19 protein-coding genes are annotated in these 18,962 nt (G+C 60.2%); 6 read left to right on the top strand and 13 right to left on the bottom strand.

Features of this window, described 5'->3' with window-relative positions; translation table 11 throughout:
* Window positions 1-35: 35 nt before the first annotated feature.
* From H8E27_07595 to H8E27_07575, 5 genes are read right to left on the bottom strand one after another with little or no spacing between them, the layout of a single operon-like run.
* Window positions 36-2,729: a DUF1553 domain-containing protein gene (locus H8E27_07595; protein MBC8325474.1), complete on the bottom strand. Its 2,694-nt coding sequence runs from the start codon at window positions 2,727-2,729 to the stop codon at window positions 36-38.
* 46 nt (window positions 2,730-2,775) lie between these two features.
* A complete protein-coding gene (locus tag H8E27_07590; protein MBC8325473.1) occupies window positions 2,776-3,177 on the bottom strand; it encodes a type II toxin-antitoxin system VapC family toxin in 402 nt (133 codons plus the stop codon).
* On the bottom strand, window positions 3,174-3,401 hold the full coding sequence (locus H8E27_07585) for a type II toxin-antitoxin system Phd/YefM family antitoxin (protein MBC8325472.1): 228 nt from the start codon (window positions 3,399-3,401) through the stop codon (window positions 3,174-3,176). Before H8E27_07585 ends, H8E27_07590 begins: the two co-directional genes overlap by 4 nt.
* 45 nt (window positions 3,402-3,446) lie before the next feature.
* On the bottom strand, window positions 3,447-4,760 hold the full coding sequence (locus H8E27_07580) for a DUF1552 domain-containing protein (protein MBC8325471.1): 1,314 nt from the start codon (window positions 4,758-4,760) through the stop codon (window positions 3,447-3,449).
* A gap of 1 nt (window position 4,761) precedes the next feature.
* Entirely contained in the window at window positions 4,762-7,035 is a 2,274-nt protein-coding gene (locus tag H8E27_07575) for a DUF1592 domain-containing protein (GenBank protein MBC8325470.1), read from the bottom strand.
* 114 nt (window positions 7,036-7,149) lie between these two features.
* Here H8E27_07575 and H8E27_07570 point away from each other — a divergent pair, with 114 nt between their 5' ends.
* The gene (locus tag H8E27_07570) at window positions 7,150-8,538 is read left to right on the top strand and encodes an SRPBCC family protein (GenBank protein MBC8325469.1); all 1,389 of its coding nucleotides are present in this window, start codon (window positions 7,150-7,152) and stop codon (window positions 8,536-8,538) included.
* Here the strand turns inward: H8E27_07570 and H8E27_07565 are convergent.
* From H8E27_07565 to H8E27_07545, 5 genes are read right to left on the bottom strand one after another with little or no spacing between them, the layout of a single operon-like run.
* A complete protein-coding gene (locus tag H8E27_07565) occupies window positions 8,507-9,280 on the bottom strand; it encodes an SDR family oxidoreductase (protein ID MBC8325468.1) in 774 nt (257 codons plus the stop codon). The two genes, H8E27_07570 and H8E27_07565, sit on opposite strands and share 32 nt — an antisense overlap.
* Before the next feature lie 2 nt (window positions 9,281-9,282).
* Complete coding sequence (locus H8E27_07560; protein ID MBC8325467.1) at window positions 9,283-10,233, bottom strand: hypothetical protein; 951 nt, start codon at window positions 10,231-10,233, stop codon at window positions 9,283-9,285.
* Between the two features lies 1 nt (window position 10,234).
* Complete coding sequence (locus H8E27_07555; protein ID MBC8325466.1) at window positions 10,235-11,560, bottom strand: Gfo/Idh/MocA family oxidoreductase; 1,326 nt, start codon at window positions 11,558-11,560, stop codon at window positions 10,235-10,237.
* Window positions 11,561-11,576: 16 nt separating this feature from the next.
* Window positions 11,577-12,788, bottom strand: a complete 1,212-nt coding sequence (locus H8E27_07550) for a PQQ-binding-like beta-propeller repeat protein (protein MBC8325465.1) — start codon at window positions 12,786-12,788, stop codon at window positions 11,577-11,579.
* 3 nt (window positions 12,789-12,791) lie between these two features.
* Entirely contained in the window at window positions 12,792-13,853 is a 1,062-nt protein-coding gene (locus H8E27_07545; GenBank protein ID MBC8325464.1) for a sugar phosphate isomerase/epimerase, read from the bottom strand.
* A 67-nt stretch (window positions 13,854-13,920) separates the two neighbouring features.
* On the opposite strand from H8E27_07545, the gene H8E27_07540 reads away from it, so the two are divergent.
* The 5 genes from H8E27_07540 to H8E27_07520 all read left to right on the top strand — a co-directional run bounded on the left by H8E27_07540 (window position 13,921) and on the right by H8E27_07520 (window position 16,999).
* Window positions 13,921-14,337, top strand: coding sequence for an HIT family protein (locus H8E27_07540; protein ID MBC8325463.1), 417 nt, complete (start codon window positions 13,921-13,923; stop codon window positions 14,335-14,337).
* Between the two features lie 67 nt (window positions 14,338-14,404).
* Window positions 14,405-14,605, top strand: coding sequence for a hypothetical protein (locus H8E27_07535; GenBank protein ID MBC8325462.1), 201 nt, complete (start codon window positions 14,405-14,407; stop codon window positions 14,603-14,605).
* Window positions 14,602-15,039 carry a type II toxin-antitoxin system VapC family toxin gene (locus tag H8E27_07530; protein ID MBC8325461.1) on the top strand — a complete coding sequence of 146 codons (438 nt, stop codon included), beginning with the start codon at window positions 14,602-14,604 and terminating at the stop codon, window positions 15,037-15,039. The genes H8E27_07535 and H8E27_07530 overlap by 4 nt, the downstream gene beginning before the upstream one ends.
* The gene (locus H8E27_07525) at window positions 15,039-15,830 is read left to right on the top strand and encodes an SDR family oxidoreductase (protein ID MBC8325460.1); all 792 of its coding nucleotides are present in this window, start codon (window positions 15,039-15,041) and stop codon (window positions 15,828-15,830) included. Before H8E27_07530 ends, H8E27_07525 begins: the two co-directional genes overlap by 1 nt.
* A 59-nt stretch (window positions 15,831-15,889) precedes the next feature.
* Complete coding sequence (locus H8E27_07520) at window positions 15,890-16,999, top strand: Gfo/Idh/MocA family oxidoreductase (GenBank protein MBC8325459.1); 1,110 nt, start codon at window positions 15,890-15,892, stop codon at window positions 16,997-16,999.
* A gap of 11 nt (window positions 17,000-17,010) precedes the next feature.
* Here the strand turns inward: H8E27_07520 and H8E27_07515 are convergent, their stop codons facing one another.
* The 3 genes from H8E27_07515 to H8E27_07505 form a co-directional block, all read right to left on the bottom strand.
* Entirely contained in the window at window positions 17,011-17,388 is a 378-nt protein-coding gene (locus H8E27_07515) for a type II toxin-antitoxin system VapC family toxin (protein MBC8325458.1), read from the bottom strand.
* Window positions 17,385-17,666, bottom strand: coding sequence for a type II toxin-antitoxin system Phd/YefM family antitoxin (locus H8E27_07510; GenBank protein ID MBC8325457.1), 282 nt, complete (start codon window positions 17,664-17,666; stop codon window positions 17,385-17,387). Before H8E27_07510 ends, H8E27_07515 begins: the two co-directional genes overlap by 4 nt.
* Window positions 17,667-17,821: 155 nt before the next feature.
* Window positions 17,822-18,955 carry a hypothetical protein gene (locus H8E27_07505; GenBank protein MBC8325456.1) on the bottom strand — a complete coding sequence of 378 codons (1,134 nt, stop codon included), beginning with the start codon at window positions 18,953-18,955 and terminating at the stop codon, window positions 17,822-17,824.
* Between the last annotated feature and the right edge of the window lie 7 nt (window positions 18,956-18,962).

Here is an 18,962-nt window from a genome sequence, read left to right as displayed (position 1 = left end):
GGCCGTGCGGCGGTCGATGTTCAGTGGCTCGTTCATTAGTCCAAAAACTGAAACTCATTTCCCGCCAGCAACGCCTGCGCGTATTGGGTCCAGACGGTGGCGTCATTTTCGTGATTCTCGAAAAACAGTTTGGCGATGCCCAGTTCGGTTTTGCGGGGGGCGCGTTGGAACAGCTTTTCGTAGGCCGCCTGTACGCGGGTTTCAGGGTCTTCCAGTTTCATTAAATTTACCGCGAGCGCCTCGGCTTGCCATTGGATGAAGGGGCCGTTGAGGGTGAAGAGTTGCTGGAGAGGTGTGATGGTTTGCGGACGCGTGGGGGCGTGGGCGGTGGGATCGGGGAAATCGTGGATGCGCAGAAACTGATTGGGCTCGCGGCGGTGGATGGCGCCGTAAAGGGTGCGGCGATGGTTGGTCTGGAGCTTTAGATCTTTCGGTTCGCCGCCGAAGGTGAGGTCGAGTTGGCCGCTGGCGTGAAGCATGGCATCGCGCCAGGTTTCCACATCAAGCCGCCGCCGGCTCATGCGGGCGAGGTGTTCGTTGGCGGGGTCGGCTTTTTGCGCGGCGGGATTGTGAATACTCTGCTGCCACGTGGCGGATTGGAGCATCTCGCGGTGCAACCACTTGAGTGACCAGCCATGTTTCACAAACCGGGCGGTGAGATCATCGAGCAACTCGGGATGTGTGGGCGGCTCGCCGGAATGGCCCAGCTCGCTCGGCGTGGGGCATAGTCCGCGGCCAAAGTGATGCTGCCAGACGCGGTTGACCATCACGCGCGCGGCGAGCGGCGCGCCTTCCTCGACCATCGCCTCGGCCAAGTCCAGCCGGCCGCTGCCGCGCTTGAACTGCCGCGGCGCACTGGCCTTCATCGGAAACGCACCGAGAAACCGCCGCGGCACCGTGGCGCCGGGCGTGTTCGGATTGCCACGCTTGTGGATCGGTAAGTCGCGCGCTTCACCCGTTTTATAATCAAGCGCCGTGCCATGAGTGCCATTGCGTTTGGAGTTCACAAACAGCGCCGCCTCCGTCACGCCGTTGACCATCGGGACGTTGAAATGCGGTGTGTCCTTTTTGATCGCGGCGATTTGTGTTTCGAGCTTCGCGATTTCCGTTTTGGGATCATGGGCGGCTACGGCTGGTGCGGATTTTTCCAGCGGCTGGGTGACTGGGCCCACCGGCAGGCCGGCGGCAGTGTGCAGTTGCTTCGCTTCGGCGGCGGTCACGGCGCGATTGAAAAAAGACACGTGCGCCATTCGGCCGTTCATCAGCGCAAACCGTTCATTGCGGCCGCCGAGGAAAAACTCCTTGGCGCCGCCGGCGGTGGATTTGAGATCACCGGCGAATTCCGGTTCCGTGGCGCCGTTCAACCACGCCGTCACGCGCGTGCCTTCGCGGGTGAACACCACATGATTCCATGTGCCCGGAGTGATGATTTTTTTGCCGCCGAGATGGCCGCGGGCCACATCGCCGTTATATAGGAAGAGCACGCCGTTCGCCTGCGTGGACGTGCCGCCAATGCCGAGGTGATCGCCCGGCGCCCTCGCCGTGCCATTGGGGCCGCGCGAGAACAGGTAACCGGTCACTGGCCGTGCGTTATTGGCCAGATCATTCCGGAACCAAAATGAAACGGTGTACGCCGTCTCCAGCTTCGGAATCTTCGCGTGCAGTCGGCCGGCCGTGAAGGTGGCGTAGTTTTCGTTTGTCAGCGTGACGCCGTTTTCCGCGGTCAGCTGTTTGGGCTTTTGGTTGAGCTGCTCGTAAATGGCCGGCTTCAGTTTGGCCAGGGCGGCGGCCTGGTGCTGGGCGAAGGCGGGCGTTTTCACGCCGGTGGATGGGGTGGTGGGTTTTTTCTTTTTCAGCTCGGCGATTTTCTTTTCCAACGCGCTCACCTGCGCGCGGGCCTGCGTGACAGGCGCCCAGTGTTCCTCGGAAACCATCGGCCGATCGGCGATGCGCACGCTGGCGAACACGCCGGCAATGGCGTAGTAGTCCGCCTGCGTGACGGGCTCAAACTTGTGGTCGTGACAGCGCGCACAGCCGAGTGTGAGGCCGAGAAAGGTGCGGCCCACGGCGTCCATGCGCTCCTCCCATTCGTCGGCGACGGTGGTCTTGATAATTTCCGGCGGCAGTTGCAGCTCCTTCCAGTAGGTCGGGCTGAGACCGAGGAACCCGAGCGCGGCGTTGTCTTTCGGGTTGCCGTTTCCGATGAGGTCATTGGCGAGTTGTTGTTTGACGAATTGGTTGTACGGCAGATCGCGGTTCAACGCGTCGACCACCCAGTCGCGATATCGCCAGGCCGATGCAGTGGAGTTCAGCCAACTGGCGGTCTTGTCCGTGTACCGCGCCAGATCCAGCCAATGCCGCGCCCAGCGCTCGCCATAATGCGGTGAGGCAAGGAGCGTGTTGATTTCTGTTTCAATGGCTTTGGTGCGATCGGCTTGGGCGCGTTTTCGAAACTCGGCCAATTGGTTCGGCGTGGGGGGCAACCCGATGAGATCAAAATACAACCGACGCAACAGCACGCGGTCATCGGCCGGGGCGGCGGGTGTTAATTGTTTGGATTCAATGCGCGCGAGGACAAACCGATCCAGCCGTTGCTGCGGCCAATCAGCTTGGGATACCTTCGGCAGCGGCTGTTCCTGCAGTGGTTGAAACGACCACGGCAGTTTCTTGACCGGCTCCGCTTGGAGCAGCGCGGTGTTCAGCAGCAAAATGGCCAGCCATCGATGCACGTGACTTGGACGATAACACCGGCGTGCTATTCGGGCAATGGGCGTCTCAGGCGGTCTTAAATTTGAAAAACCGCGCGGGGACCTGGCGGGAGTCGCGGATATCGCGGTCGGTGGTGATCAGGGTAAGGTTATGTTGGCGGGCGGTGGCCGTGATGAGGCGGTCGGCGGGATCCGGATGGAAACGGGCGAGAGTCACGGCGTCCTCGGCAATTTCCGGCGTGATGGGCAGTACGCGGATACCGCGCAGGGCTTGACGCTGCCATTCGGCGCAGGGCAGCGGGAGGTCGATGCGGCCCTTGGCGGAAAGCATGGCTACTTCCCAAAGGCTGATGTCGCTCACGGCATGGATCAGACCGGGCTCGCCGAGGAGATTGCGGATGCGTGTCGGCAGGGTTTCCGGCTCCTTGGCGCCACGCAGCCACACGCCGGTGTCCAGCAGATACTTCACGTGCGCTCCACGTCCCAGATGTCCGCCGAAGCCGCAGGCTCATCGAGATTGTTGGGCAAGGGCGCACCGCCGGGGGCGCTGCCGAGAAAGGACAGTTCCTCCACGGGCAGAATTTTGCAGTACGGTTTGCCCTGCTTGGTGATGAGCACGGGTTCGCCGTGATGGGCGGTCTGCGTCACCGCCGCCACGTTGCGCGAGAGGTCGCGGATGGGAAACGTCTTCATGCCTGACAATATGTCAGACAATTGGTGGGCTGTCAATCTGGGCGATTAGCTCAAGTCCAGCGGGCCGTCCTTGGAGAGGGTGGCGTTGCCGAAGGTGTCGAGCGAGTGGCCGAAGGCGTGGGCGAGGCTGAGCAACAGGCGATTGTGCGGCACGCTGTTGAACTGCAGTGAGCGGCCGGTTTGGAAGCCGAGGCCGCCGCCGAGCAACACAAACGGAATGTCGTTGAGCGTGTGGCTGTTGCCTTTGCCGAGTTCATTGGTCCACACGATGGTGGTGTGGTCGAGCATGCTGCCGGTTCCGCCGGGTTCGGGGGTCTCGGACAGGCGCTTGGCGAGATGGGCCAGCTCGCCAGCAAACCACGTGTTGATGCGCGTGAGCTTGTCGACGGCGGTCGCGTTTTTATCCGGCTCGTGGGAAAGGGAGTGATGGTTGTCCTTGATGTCCAACCAGTTCATGCGGGCGCCGCCGACGGATTTGGTAAACTGAAGGGTGGCCACGCGGGCAAAGTCGTTGACGAAGCTGTTGATCATCAGCTCCATCTGCATGCGGCTGAGCTCGGGCAGGTTGTCGTTTTGGTTGGCCACCCCGGATTCCAGTGCGGGCGGTTGGACGCGATATTTTTTGCCCTGATCGGCGGCCAGCTCGCGGTCCAGTTCAGCCACAAACTTCGCGTTCTGCTCGAGCAACGCGCGGTCCGAAGGGCTGAGCCGGTCGCCGAGTTTCTTGAAATCTTCCTGCAACGTGCCGAGCACACTTTGCAAAGCGGCCTTGTCGCGCAGGTTGCCGTACAGCTTTTGGTACATGCGGTACGGATCATCGGTCGGCGCCACGGGCTGGTTGGGGCCGGCGTAGGACATGCGCGTCCAAGGATCGGCCCGATCGCTCACGCCCACGCCAAATTCCAGTGCGCCAAAGCGCGTACGGGTGGCGGCTTGCGACTGCAAAAAGTTTTTGATCTCCTGATCAATAGAGATGCCTTTGGCCCAGCCAGCCGGGGTGTGGCTGCCGCCTTGAATGTTGCCGGGGAAAAGCTCGATGCCGGTGAGCAGGCAGCTCATGCCGCGCATGTGGCTGTCGCCATCGCCGCGCACGCGGTTGTGCACGCCCTTGAGCACGAGCAGTTGATCGCGGAACGGTTCCAGCGGCTTCAAGATCGGCTTGAGGGCAAAGTCGGCACCGGGTTGGTCCGGCCAATAATGTTTCGGGATGGTGCCGTTGGGGCTGAACATCACGATCAACCGCTGGCGCGGTCGAGTGGGAGCCGCTTCACCCAGACTGGGCAGGCCCATTAGGAACGGCATCGCCGCGCTGGAGATGCCGAGTCGCTGTAAAAATTCGCGTCGTGTCGATACGTTCATCTTACTGTTTCTTTCCTGGGTGCGTCAGACCTCCGCCGGCCACCCGCACGGTGATCTCCGCCATCAGACGGGGCACATTGCAATCCGTCTTCACAAAATCTTGCCACAATTCATCCAGGGTTTCACGCCCAAAAGCGCCCGGAGCCTGCTTGGCGAGGTGGTTGAAAAGCTGTTCTATAAAATGCCGCTGACCGTGCGGACTGTCCGCCGCGTAATTAGCAATCGTCCGCGGGCCGGTGATTTTCAGGGACGTGTTGGCGGCCGTCGTATAATCGCTGGCAGCATTAATCGGCCGACCTTTTTCCTGATCGCGCCAGCGGCCGATGGCATCGAAATTTTCCAGCGCGAACCCGAGCGGATTGATGATGCTGTGGCAGCTCATGCAGTCGGCCGCCTTGGTCAGGTGGGTGACCTTTTCGCGCATGGTTTGGTCCGGCTTGAATTCGCTGTCCTTAAATTGAATGGCATTGGGCGGCGGTCGGAGTGTGCGGCCGGCGATGTGCCGGGCGAGAAACACGCCCCGATGAATCGGCGAGGTGTTGTCCGCATAGGCAAACTGCGCGAGCAACAGCGGATGGGTGAGCACGCCGGCGCGGCGGTTGGGGCCCATCGAAATTTTTTTAAACCCGTCGGAAGTCACTTCGGTTCCATAAAATTTACCGAGCCGATCATTCAGGTATAGGTGATCGGCCTTGAGCAGGTCGCGGTAGTCGCCCGAGCCGCTCCACATGGTCTCGTCCAGAAAGAGCCGGAGCGATTGGCGCAGGTCCGCCACAACGCGCTGGTTAAATTCCGGAAAGGCTTCCGTGTTTTTATCGATGGCGTTGGCCTTGTCGAGCTCCAGCCAATGTTGGAAAAAGTGCTGCAGCTTTGCGCGGGCTCGCGGATCGCGCATCATGCGATTGGCTTGCGCACGAACGTGGTTGGGTGTTTTCAGGTTGCCAGATTGGATGGCCACTTGGAGTGACCGATCTGGCACCGAATCCCACAACAGCAAGGCCAGGCGGGCAGCAATCTGATGGGCATCCGGCTCGGGTGAATGCAGGTCCGGATACAAAAAGCGCGGCGATTTCAGCGCGAGAATGACCGCGCGTTTCAGCGCATCGGCCGGCGAGGAATCGTTGGCGAAAAAGGCATCCACAAACACCTTGCGCTGGGGCTCCGTCAAGGGCCGGCGAAAAGCGGCGGCCACGAATCGGGCGGCAAAGGCGCGCACCTTGTCCCGGCGTTGCGGATCGTCTTCGCGCGTGCCGGCCAGTCGATCCATGTGGCGCACCATCCTTGCCGCGGTGTCCAACGCGCCGCGCGTGGTGGCCTCGTCCCATGCCTTGGAAACGGAGATACCGCGGGCAAACCCGTGGCTGCTGTCATCCGGCGGTAACGGCGTTTGCACCGTGAACACGCGCGCCGATTGCTTGGGCATGAACTGGCTGCGCGGAATGATTTCCTCCACGCCGTGCGGCGGTTTCCAGCGCAGCTCGATCGAGGCGCGCTTGTCTTTCCATTTGAAAAAATCCAGCGCAATCGGCACCGCACGACCGCCCAGCAGACGCAAGGAAATGCGATGCTCCTTCAATTGACCGTCGCTGACCCACGCATCGAGAATTGGCTGCTCACTGTTGACCCACAGCTTGATGCCGTTCTCGGTTTTGACGATGAATTCATACGTGCCCGTCTCGGTCGTGAAAATGGAGCCTCGCCAGCGCGCGGAAAATTCCTCCGCCTTGAAGCCTTCGCCCTCCGGCGCCTCCGCGCCCCAGTCGAAATCCACCGGCCCTTCCACGCGATCAAAGGCCTTTTGTTTATTGTTGTAGCCGCGCGATTTGTACCATGTGCCGGTGAGGCCGCGCTGTTCATCGAAGGTGCTTGTGCGCCCGAGAAATTCCCCCATCAAATCCGCGATGCTCTCTTCGTACTGGCGGCGCGTGAGCCGGCTGACCATCACCCGCGCCGGCTGGTTGCGCGCCTGCGCGGCGGGCGAATAGAAGGCGTCGTAAATATACTTCGCCACTTTCGCTGCATCCTCGCCCACGCATAACTCTGCCTTCCCGTCTGGCATCGTCTTCACGATCTCCGCAGTCAACTTCTGCAGCGACCAATCGCCGGTCAACGGTTCATCATATTTCTTGGAGCCTTGGCCGACCGCCCCGTGACATTTTACGCATTGGGCGCGATAGATTTGTTCGCCCGTGCGATCGGCGGCGGACAGCATGCCGGTAGTGGTCGCCAACAATAGGACGAACAGGCCGCTGGTGCTGTGCAGAAACGATGACATGGCGGCAGTTGGATGCCTGAAAATGGCCGCCTATTCAACCCTCCATTTGAGGTGGTTGGCGGAACATGATTTTCTTTTCACACGTTTTTATTCGGCCTAGGTTGAGGGGTGGATGTGAAGTCAATCCGGGAGGTGCTCAGCTGGCGAGGAGAACTGGGGCGAGGCCTCTATATCATCGTCGGGTTGGCGTTGTTCCTGATTAAATGGAATCTGGATCGGCTGCTGAGCGGGTATTTTTTCTCGGTATCGTGGATGCCCTACCGGTATCTCATTCCGGGAATGGAGGGGCTGGACGAGGCGCTGGAAGGGCGCCGGGATTTGCTGATGACATTGGCGTTGACCGCGCTGCCGTTTGTGTACCTTGGCGTATTGTTCACGGTGAAACGGCTGCGTTCCATCGGGGCCCCGTTGTTTTTGGTGGGGCTGTTTTTTATTCCGTTTATCAACCTGTTATTTTTCGCCGTGCTCTCGGTGCTGCCGGCACGGCAGGTGGAGGACGGCGTGGATCATCCGCCGCATTGGCTGGAACGCATGATGCCACGTGATCGGTGGGCGAGTTTTTTTCTATCCGCCTGGGCGGCCGTGCTGGTGGGGTTGCCCATTCTGGCGATTGGGATCAATTACCTGCAAAGCTACGGGTGGGGCGTGTTTGTGGGCATCCCGTTTATGTTGGGATTGATTGCTACACTGCTGCATGCGGTGCATCAGCGGCGGACTTTTTGGGAATGTCTCTCGGTGGCGTTGTCCGCCTGCGCGCTGTTTGGGGCGTGCGTGTTTCTTCTGGCGATGGAGGGTATCATTTGCCTAGCCATGGCGTCGGTGATTGCGATGCCCTTATCCTGTCTGGGCGCATTGGCGGGTTTCGGGATTCAGTCGAACCACCACGCCAGCCGCGTACCGCCGGTGTTGTTGTTATCCTGCCTGCTGCTGATGGGGTTTGAGAAAATGGAAAACCCCAAGGCGGTGTCTTATGCCGTGACGTCCACGGTGGAAGTGGATGCCCCGCCGGAAGTGGTGTGGAACCACGTGGTATCCTTCAGTGAATTGCCGCCGGTGGAGGATTGGATCTTCAAGACTGGTCTGGCCTATCCTCTCCGGGCGGAGATCGAGGGCGAAGGCGTGGGGGCCGTGCGGCATTGTGTGTTTTCTACCGGCGCCTTTGTGGAGCCCATCACCATTTGGGACGAACCGCGTCATCTGCGGTTTGATGTCACGGCCATGCCCGAGCCGATGCAGGAATGGACGTTTTATTCAGATGTCCATCCGCCACACCTCGAAGGGTATTTCCAAACCACCCAGGGCGAGTTTGTGCTCGAACGCCTGCCGGGAGGCCGCACGCGGCTGCATGGCACCACGTGGTATCACAACGACCTGTGGCCGGCGAGTTACTGGAAGGGATGGTCCGATTACCTGATCCACCGCATTCACCTGCGCGTGTTGCGCCACGTGAAACAGGAGGCTGAAGCGGACGCTACTGCGCCGTCCAGCCGCCGTCGACGCTGAGCATGGCGCCGGTGGTGTAGCTGGCCGCGTCGCTGGCGAGGTAAATGGCCGCACCCTGAATTTCCTTCAGATCCCCCCAACGCTTGAGGGCGGTAGCGCCCACGATGAATTTCTTGCCCTCTTCCGTATCCGCAATGGGCACGTTCATCGGTGTAAGGAACGGGCCGGGGCAGATGGCGTTGACGGTGATGCCTTCCTCGGCCAGTTCCATGGCCAGCGAACGGGTGAGCATTACCGCGCCGCCTTTGCTGCTGCAATAGGGCGTGCGGTTGGCGATCGCCACGAGGCCCAGCGCGCTGGCGAGGTTGATGATGCGGCCGTACTGTTTCTCCTTCATGTGCGGCAACACCGCGCGACAGGCGAGCCAGGTGCCGTCCACATTGATGCGTTGCACCTCGGCAAATTCCTCATAGCTCACCTCATCAATCGGCCCGCGGATGTTGATGCCCGCGCTGTTGATCAGGATATCGATCCGGCCAAATTCCTCCAAGCACTTGGCGGCCATGGCTTCCATGTCGGACTGCTTGGAGACATCGGCGGCAAACCCGATTGCCTTGCAGCCGTGTTCGGCAGCGATCTTATCCGCCGTGGCCTGAGCCTCCTCGGCATTGCGGCTGACGAGCATGAGGTTGGCGCCGGCGCTGGCTAGGCCCGCGCCCATGGCCTCGCCCAATCCCTTGGAGCCGCCAGTAATGATCGCCACGCGATCGGTGAGTTCGAATAGTTTAATTCCCGGGAGCATGATTATTTCTTCAAATTAAATCGATGGATACGACCGAACACGGTGTATTCCGCCACAAACAAATCGCCGGCTGAATTAAACGCGACGCCGTGCGGGGCAGAGAAAAAGCCGGGGCGCCATTTGGCGGGCGGGAGTTTGTTGGTAGCGGTTTCGCCGGGAACGGTGTTGTGGCCGAGTTGGGCGACGACTTTGCCGGCTTTGTCGTAGAGCGAGGCGCGGCCTTTGATTTCACCGGTCACCGCCAGGTTGCCATGCACGGCCACGGCGGCAGGGCGCAACACGTCCTTGGCGTACACCCCGTGGAATTTGCCATCGAGCCCGATGTGGATGAGCCGCATTTTTTCGCGGTCGGCCCCAAGAATCCGCGGCGGATCAAAGCGAGTATCGATGCAGATCTTATGCAGCGTTTGGGAGCCGAGCAGTTCGCGGCCGCCGATGGTCTTGATGTATTTGCCGGCCTGATCAAAGTGATGGATGTAATCGGTGGAGTAGCCGTCGACCACAAAGAGGTCGCCGTTGGGGGCGACGTCCATGCCGGTGAGGCGCATGCGGCCGCCGCGTTTGTATTTGGCGGGCACGGTATCGGGTTTAATGTCCAGCACCACCTTGCCGTCGAGTGCGAGCTTGAGGATATTTTGGCCGCCAAGGCGCGGGCCGTAGAGGTGTTCGCCGCTGTCGGTCTTGCGAATCACAAACCCATGAAAATCGGTCGGCGCATTGGGGACGTTGCGCAGGTAGTTGCCCTTGTTGTCGTACACCTGCACGCCGGCTTTCGGGCCGCCCTGCACGCTGACGTACACTTCGTTTTTGGAACTGACGGCAATATCGCCGTGCATGTTGCCGATTTGTTTTTCGCCGGTGGGCATGGAGGCCCAGAATTTTTCCAGCGTGTATTCCGCGCCGATCGCCGGCTGGGCCAGCAGCGCGATGAGGAGAAGGAGTTGTGTTTTCATTTTAAACTTTCGGGTAAACCCACGGCTTGCGGTAATCGCGCCGGAGGAGTTGATTGGCTTCTTGGTCGTTGAGGATTTTTTCCTGATCGCCGTCCCATTGGAGGCTCCGACCGAGGCGATAGGAAATCATGCCGAGCATCGGCAGCACAGAGGAACGGTGCGCCGGCTCAATGTCCGCTGCGGGCGTGTGCTTGGGATCGGCGATCGCCTTCATGAAATCCGCCCAGAGCGGTGGGAGGTTATGGCCGTCGCGTTCGTTGTCAAAGCGCGGATCGCCGTGGGCTTTCACCCCGTTTTTCTTCGCCGGATAAAACGTCCAACCATCGCGCCAACCGATGTGCAGGATGCCTTCGGTGCCATAAAAGTAAGCGCCGTAACGGTGGTGTTCGGTGGCGTTCATCGCGAAGCGCCGATGTTCCCATGTGACGGTGAAGTCTTCGTAATCATAAATGGCCACCTGCGAGTCGGGCGTGTCGCTGGTCATTGCCTCGCCGTCATTCACCGCAGCGCCGCGCACCGGTCGGCCGCCGCTGGAAAAAACGCGCTTGGGGAATTTCTCGTCACTCCACCAGGTAATTTGGTCGAGCCAATGCACGCCCCAGTCGCCGAGGGTGCCGTTGGCGTAATCAAGAAAATGGCGCCAACCGCCCGGATGCAGCCGACGATTGAACGGCCGCTTGGGCGCCGGGCCACACCAGAGATCCCAGTCCATTCCCACTGGCGCGGGACTGTTCGGCGTGGGTTCCTCTTTGCCACCTCCGCCGGTGACGAACAACCGGACCTGACCCACCTTGCCGACTTTGCCGGATTTCAAAAACTTCATCGCCTCCACATGATGCGGCCCAATACGCCGATGCAGGCCCACCTGCACCACGCGTTTGGCCGCCCGTGCGGCGTTGAGAATGGCGCGGCTTTCTTCCACCGTGTGCGCGGTGGGTTTCTCAAGGAACACATGGGCGCCTGCTTCAATCGCCGCAATCGCCGGCAGCGCGTGCCAGTGGTCGGGCGTGGCGATGATCACAATCTCCGGCTTTTCCTTGCCGAGCATCTCGCGAAAGTCATTGTACTTGCGCGTCTGATCGCCGTTGAGATCGGTGATCTCCTCGGCGCTGACCTCGCGCGTCTGTTCGCTCACGTCGCAAATGCCCACCACCTTGCACTGGCCGTGCGCCATCGCGTCGCGCAAAATGTTCATGCCCCACCAGCCCGCGCCGATGATTGCCGTGCGATATTTTTTGCCGGGCGCCGCCAATAACGGCGTGGCGGCAAAGGAAGCCGCCGTGGCGGTCGCGGAGGTTTTCAGGAAACGTCGACGGGAAGTTTGCATGACAGGAACGCGGCGATTATTGACCGCGCCGCAGATCGAGGCAAACCAAATGGCCCTTGGAATTGCGGCAGTACAACAGGCCGTTGGCCAGCACCGGGGCGGTCCAGCAATCCTTGTCCAGCACGCGCGCGCGGCCGGTGGGCGTGAATCCCTTGGGCGTGGCTGGGGCGGTCATCAAGGCCCCCGTACCTGTGAGCACGATCAAATGACCATCGGCGGCGGTCAAAGCGCCGAACCCGGTGGCGTGTTCCCAAACCACTTCGCCGGTCTTCCAGCTCACGCAGCGCAGTTTTCCCGGACCACCGCTGTCGCCATCGAAGCCGTATAAATGATCGCCGATCTTCACCGCGGCATTCATTTGCGTGGACAAATTTTTGTTCTTCCAAACCTCCGTCAGCTCGGCTCCAATTTTGTATAGGCCACAGCCTTTCCGGTATCCACTGCCCACAAACACCTGATCGCCCTCCACAATGGCATCGGCCGCATTCACGCCGTACCGGGTAAACCAACGTAGGTTCCAGGCTTCCTGGCCATCGGCCACCTTCACCGCCGAATAGGCGCGGCCGCTACTCACGATCACGTGCGGCTGACCGCCCAGCATCACGGGCTGCGGGGTGGCGTAGCCGGCCTCACCGTCGGCGGATTTCCAAAGTGTCTTGCCGGTTTTCAAATCCAACGCCACACCGGCCGCACCGGCATTAAGCAGAAGACGGTCGCCTAGTACGAGCGGTGACCCGTTGAAGCCCCAGGTCGGGACGCGCACCTGATCCTCCTTGGCGAGATGCCGCGCCCAGAGCACCTGACCTTCGCCAGCGTTTTTTGGATGCGGCACCAAGCAGCTCACCTCGCCCCATTTGCCGGCCACATAAACGCGACCGTCAGCCACCGTGGGCGTGCTGCCCGGACCGCCGATGTAAAACTTGGCGCCGATGTTCGATAGCCACGAGTAACTCCACAGCTTGCGGCCGGTCTTGGCGTCAAGACAGTACAGCGTGTCGGCGCCTTCGTTGTGCCCCAGCGTGTACAGGCGTCCTTTCGCCACGGCCATCGATGAAAATCCAATGCCAACCTGCGCCTCCCATAACCGCTTCGGTCCAGTCTCCGGCCAGTCGGTTTGCCAGTTTTTTTCGCGTGAAATGCCGTCGTGCTGCGGCCCGCGAAAGTGCGGCCAGTCTTCAGCCGCCAGCCACAACGGGGCCAGCAGCAAGGGAATGAGTTTGCGAATCATCATTTAAATTTTCAATTGCGTGTGTGCGTAGGCGACCGATTTGGCGTTATGGGCCTCCTCGTACGCGACCTGTTCGGCCGGGGTCTTGCCTGCGATACTCGGCAGCGGGGCCTTGGGTTTGTGGGACCGCACCCGATCCAGCGCAGCCATCAGAACCGGTGCCGATCGGCCGCCAAACGTTTTCCAATAACGCTCCGTGAGGCAGGGGATCTTGAGCGGGTTGCGAGTAATCATCTCGAGATTATGGCGCACGCGCGGATTGGCTTTTTCGCACGTGGCCACGATGCGTTTTAAATCCAGAAAACCATCGCCCAACGGTACCTCTGACAAGAGGAAGCCGCGATCGTATTCCTGCACGGCCATGTCCTTGAGGTGCGTGGTGAGCGTGTGCGGCGCGAGTGCTTCCACCACGGCATGCGGATCCTCCAGAAGCGCGAGGTTGTTGCCGGTATCGAGATTCACCCCCACGTGCTCGCTGGAAATGCGTTTTAGAATCGCGAGCATCTCGTCGATACGCCAGTCCTTATGATTCTCCAACGCCACCTTCACGGCATGCTTTTTGGCAATCGGCTCCGCCCAAACCAAGCGTTGCCAACTGCTCTTGCGAAACGCCGCCCAGTCCGCGGCCGAATTAAAATTCTCATAACGCCGCCCACCGAGCATCACCGTGCGCAGGATTGATACGCCCGCTTCCTTGGCCGCCGCCAGTTCGGCTGCAAAACGTTCTGTATCCGCCTCCGACCGTGGTAGGCTCACTTGCCCTTCCAGAAACATTCCCAACGCTTCGGCCCGCGCGCGCAGTTTTTTGCCCAATCCGTCGTTCCCCCAGCCGCGCACCCCGATTTGCACGCCCACCGTTTGCAGTCGATGACAGTGCTCCAAGAACGCTACCGGCCCAGCGAAGCTCGCCACCCCGGCCGGCGGTTGGGCTGCGCGACTGAACCGGTTTCGGATCGCGTAGGACGCCGTGGAAACCCCCAGCCGGCGGGCAAAGGAAAACCGTTTGGCCGCCGCTCCCACCGCCAGTGCGGCCGTGGTGCCTGCCAAAAATGTCCGTCGATCCATCACGGCCGCCATCCTCCCTGCTGGTCGCCCCCTTGGCAAGTGTGCGTGCGCGCGGTACAACCAACCCGTGTTCACGCTGCATTCCCAACTCCAAGCCGACTGCCACACGCTCGGCCGTCTGCCAAGTGGCCCCTTGCTGCTGCATCGCAATGCGGCGGTGACTTGGTTCATCCTCGTACCCGAAACCGATGTCGTGGACCTATTCGATCTACCCGAAGCGCAGCATACGCAAGCCATGGCCGATTGCCGCACCATCTCCGCCTACCTGAAAACCGAACGCCAAGTGCCCAAGATCAACTTCGGCGCCATCGGCAATCTCGTGCCGCAACTGCACCTGCACATCGTGGGTCGCACCCCCGAAGACGCCTGCTGGCCCCAACCGGTTTGGGGGAACCTGCCCGAAGGCCCGGCGTACACCGAATCCGAACTCGAAACCCTGCGCACGCAACTCATCGAACATAGCGGCCTGCAGCCGGAAGCGTGATGCCGCGGCCCTTGCTAGCCTGAACAAAATGCGATAGCTTGTGAACATGACAGCGCGAGAGAAAATAATGGCCGAACTTGAGGCCGCGCCGGATTCGGTGGTGGAACAAGTACATGGTTTCCTGCGCGCTATCCATGACGATTCGTCTGCCTCCCGGCAGCCGCGTGAGATGCCGGATTTTCTGGCGCGGCAAAAGGCCGTGTTTGGCGGGCGCGTGCTGGCTGATTCACAGGCCACTTTGGATGACCTCCGTGCCGAGCGGGCGTGATGCGCTATTTCGATTCCAGCGTGTTGCTGAAGCTTTACCTGTCCGAGCCGCAAACCACCACTGCGATCCGGCTCTTTCGTGATGCCCAGACTTCGCCACCTTTCACGCGCTTGCACGGCGTGGAGATACGAGGGGCATTTCAACAAAAATGCGGTCGCGGCGAACTCTCTCAGGGCGAATGTGCGCAATTGATCGCCATTCTGGAAAGCGATTTGCAATCGGCGGTATTCACTCAACCGGTCGTTCAATGGAACGAGACATTTGATCGTGCTGAAACATTGACCGCCGCGCATGCTTCCGAAACGCTTTGCCGCACGCTGGATGTGCTGCACGTGGCCACGGCGGTGGCCTTGGGCGCGGACGAGTTTTGTACTTTCGATCATCGCCAAGCCGCCATGGCATCGGCGGCCGGATTAAACCTCGTAACCGAATAATGAATCTCCAACTCACAGACCAAGGTGTGGTGGTGCTCGGCGGCGGCAGCGGGATTGGGCGCGCGATTGCCGCGGCGTTTGCGGCGGAAGGCGCGCGCGTGGGCGTGTTTGATCGCAGCGAGCGCGGCAGCGACTGGCCGGCGGAGTTGGAGGTGGACTATGTGGTGGGCGATATTGCCGATGCCGAAAGCGTGCAATCCGCCGCGGCGCAGTTTGAAGAAACCCTCGGCGGCGTGCGGCATGTGATCTGCGCGGCCGGTATCGGCTCGGGCAAGTTTGGATTTCCATTTTGGAACCTCGAACCGGCGGATTGGCCGCGGGTGCTGGAGGTGAATATCATGGGCATGGTGCACACGGCACACGCGTTTGCACCGGGCCTGCGCGCGGCGGGCGAGGGGACATTTCTATTTCTCACCTCGGTGGCCGCCCAGACTGGATCGCCCACCGATCCGCCCTATAGCGCGACCAAGGCGGCGGTCATCAATTTCATGCAAGTCATGGCCAAGGATTTGGCGCCTTTCAACGTGCGCGCCAATTGCCTCTCGCCCGGCATGGTGAAAACGCCGCTCAATGAATCGGTCTGGGCCGCCGGCCAGGAGCAACTGCCCGAGGACGAGCGCCAGAGCTACGAGGACTGGGCCGCGGCCAAGATCAAGACTATCGCGCCCCTCGGTCGCTGGCAGCAACCAACCGAATTTGGCGCCATGGCCGCCTATCTCGCCTCGCCCCACGCCCACAATATCACCGGCCAAACAATTAACATCGACGGCGGCCAAGTGATGCATGCCTAGCCAAATCACTTGCCAAACCCGCTTCTCACAGGGAGAGTTGCCGCCGATTTACTTTTATTATGAGCGAGAAAAAATGTCGTTGGGGTTTCCTGAGTGCCGCCTGGATCGGGATGAAAAACTGGCAATCGGTTGCATTGTCCGGCAATGGCGAGATTGTGGCCGTGGCCAGCCGAGATAAAGCTAAGGCGCAGGCTTGGATCGATGAATGCTCCGCGCATGTTCCGATGCCATCATCAGCCAATGGCGCCGAGGCGGTGGAAGGCTACGACGCTCTGCTCGCACGCGACGACATTGACGCCGTGTATATTCCGCTGCCCACCGGCGTGCGGTCCGAATGGGTGATCAAGGCCGCGCAAGCCGGCAAGCACGTGATGTGCGAGAAACCCTGCGGCATCGATGTGGCCGAGACTGAGGCGCAACTCGCCGCCTGCAACGATGCCGGTGTGCAGTTCATGGACGGCGTGATGTTCATGCATAGCAAACGGCTGGATGCGCTGCGCGAGACATTGACCGACGGCAGCATCGGCAAGGTGCGCCGCATTCATTCGGCGTTCAGCTTTAATGGCGGCGACGATTTTGTCTCCGGCAACATCCGCATGCACAGCGATCTCGAGCCGCTCGGTTGCTTGGGCGATCTCGGTTGGTACAACATCCGGTTTAATCTATGGACCATGGAATACGCCATGCCCAAGGCCGTGAGCGGTCGCATGATCCGTGGTGCCGCGCGTGGCGATAGCCCCGATCAGGTGCCTGTGGAATTTTCCGGCGAACTCTTCTATGAGAACGACGTCACAGCTAGCTACTACTGCTCTTTCATCACCGCCAATCAGCAATGGGCCCACGTGTGCGGCACGGACGGCACACTGCGGGTGGATGATTTCGTGGTGCCATTCTTTGGCTCCGAGGCGAAGTACACCGTAAGCAACACCGAGAGCAATCAGCACGTGTGCGATTTCAACATGGAACAGCGCGACCGCGTTGTGTCCGTCAAGGAGCACGCCAATGCCCATCCAACCGCGCAGGAAGCCAATCTCTTCCGAAACTTCGGCGACCTTGTCCTCAGCGGTGAGACTGATCCCAAGTGGGGCGAGATCACCCTGCAAACCCAACAGGTTATGATGGCCTGTCTCGAGTCTGCCAAACAAGACGGCGCACGGGTGGAACTTTAAGCTTAGTTTATTTACGCCACCATCGTCTTGATGGGGTATTCCAGTAAGTCGCGGTCGCGGGTGACGAGGGTAAAGCCTTCGTGCTTGGCTTGGGCGGCAAGGAGTCGGTCGAAGGGGCCGTTGTGGATGAGAGGGAGGGTGGCGAGCTCTAGGGTTTGGGCAATGGTCACGGAGAGTTCCTGAAAGCGGCTGCGTTGCATGAGCGCGTCGAGGTTGGGCGGCATTTCGAGTTTGCCCAGCGCGCACTTGATGGCCATCTCGTGAGTGGAGGCGGCGCTGACGTAAACTTGGTTCGCGCCATCGCGAATGGCCTCGCGCGTGTCTGCCCGCAACTCGTCGGGGTTGGTGAAACACCAAATGAGCGTGTGCGTGTCGAGCAGCAGATTCATTTGGTGGGCGGCTTTTTGAAATAGATATTCAGCGGATCATTGGGACCGCCCTCGTAAAACTGCTTGAGCACCTCGGGCGGCAGCGTGTCAAAATCATCGGCCATCCACACCTTGCCTTCCCAACCCCCGAGCTCACGTGGGGAGGTATCGCGCTCGATGGGCACGAGCTTGGCGATGGGCTTGCCGGCTTTGCCAATGACGACTTCCTTGCCCGCCTGCACTTCCTCAAGAAGCCGCGACAAATGCGTCTTTGCCTGCTGCACGTTGGTGATTTCCATGTTCAAAATATATTGGTCAGACCAAGTCTGGTCAACTTGTTTTTGGTGAAAAATCGGATATTTGGGTTTGTTGGAAAAATTTCAACGGCTGAGCCTCAATTTCAACGGCTGAGCCTCAAAGACGCCAAGATTTTTGAAGGGGGAATTCTTGGAGGTTAGTCGCCGGGTTGTCTGCCGAGGAAGACGATTAACCCTCCGGCGATGAGGATGGGGAGGCCGATGAGGGGGATTAACCCGAGGAAGGGGCGCGAGGGGGTAACGGGTGTTTTGGAATCTTGAGGATCGCCAGCGGCTTCGGGTTTCGGGTTGGGGGAATTGGGCGGGGGCGTTTCCACGGAAATGTTGGCTTGGGCGCGGTCGTCGTAGGCGCGGATTTGGTTTTCTAAAAGTTGATCCCAATCGACGGAGGTCAGTAAATCGAAGCCGGGGTTTTGGCGTTTCACTTGGCAGGAGCAGGGGCCGGAGAGGAAGGCGCTGGCTTCGTCGATCATTTGGGCGTTGATGCCTTTGCCGACGAGCGCGGGCAACGCGCGGCCGCGGCCAAAGATGGGGAAGCCCATCGGTTCATGGCTCAGTTCCTTGAGGTCTTCCTCGCTGTTGAGAAGAGTTTCGCGAAAGGCGTCTTCAGCGGTGTCACCAGCGCGCAGGGTGACGACTGAAAAACTGAGCTTCAAATCTTCCGGCCGGATGGAAAGGTAGCCGGATTGAATGTCCTGCGCTTTCACCTCGGGCAGTTTCAATTTTTGGGCCATGATTTGGAGGCGCGTTTCCAGAAGTTTTTTTGCGGCGGCATCTTTTTCTTGATCGCCGCATTCCACGAGCACCCACACGGCGCTATCGCCGGCCTCAAGTTGCGCGGCCACTTTTTTGCGTGCGGGTGATTGCAGCGCGTTGCTCACTAAATCCGCCTTAAACTCTCCCGACCACACGGGCGTCATTATCATTGTGCTGGCCGGATAAAATATCACCAGTCGCGGGCCGGTCGCCTCGGCCGGTTTATTTTTCTCCCACCAGCTCACCCAACGCGCATCGGGCTGGCCCTTAAGGTCCACCTGATGAATGCGGATATTCGGGACTGTGGTGTTTTCGGTTTTCTTTGGCTGAATTTTTTCCAGCAACGCAGCCTGCGCAGTGGTCAACGCCCCCTCGTGAAACAACACCACCTCAAACTGATCCGGCGGCCATTGTTCGAGGGCAAACCGAAACACCGGCACAGTGCACGCCCAACTCACGCCAACACTCCCCAAGAGGAGTGCCGCAACGAGCCAGTGTTGTATGCGACGGTTCATAAATGAA

Source organism: Limisphaerales bacterium, assembly GCA_014382585.1.
Lineage (GTDB): Bacteria > Verrucomicrobiota > Verrucomicrobiia > Limisphaerales > UBA1100 > JACNJL01.
This window is presented reverse-complemented; position numbering and strand designations above follow the sequence as displayed.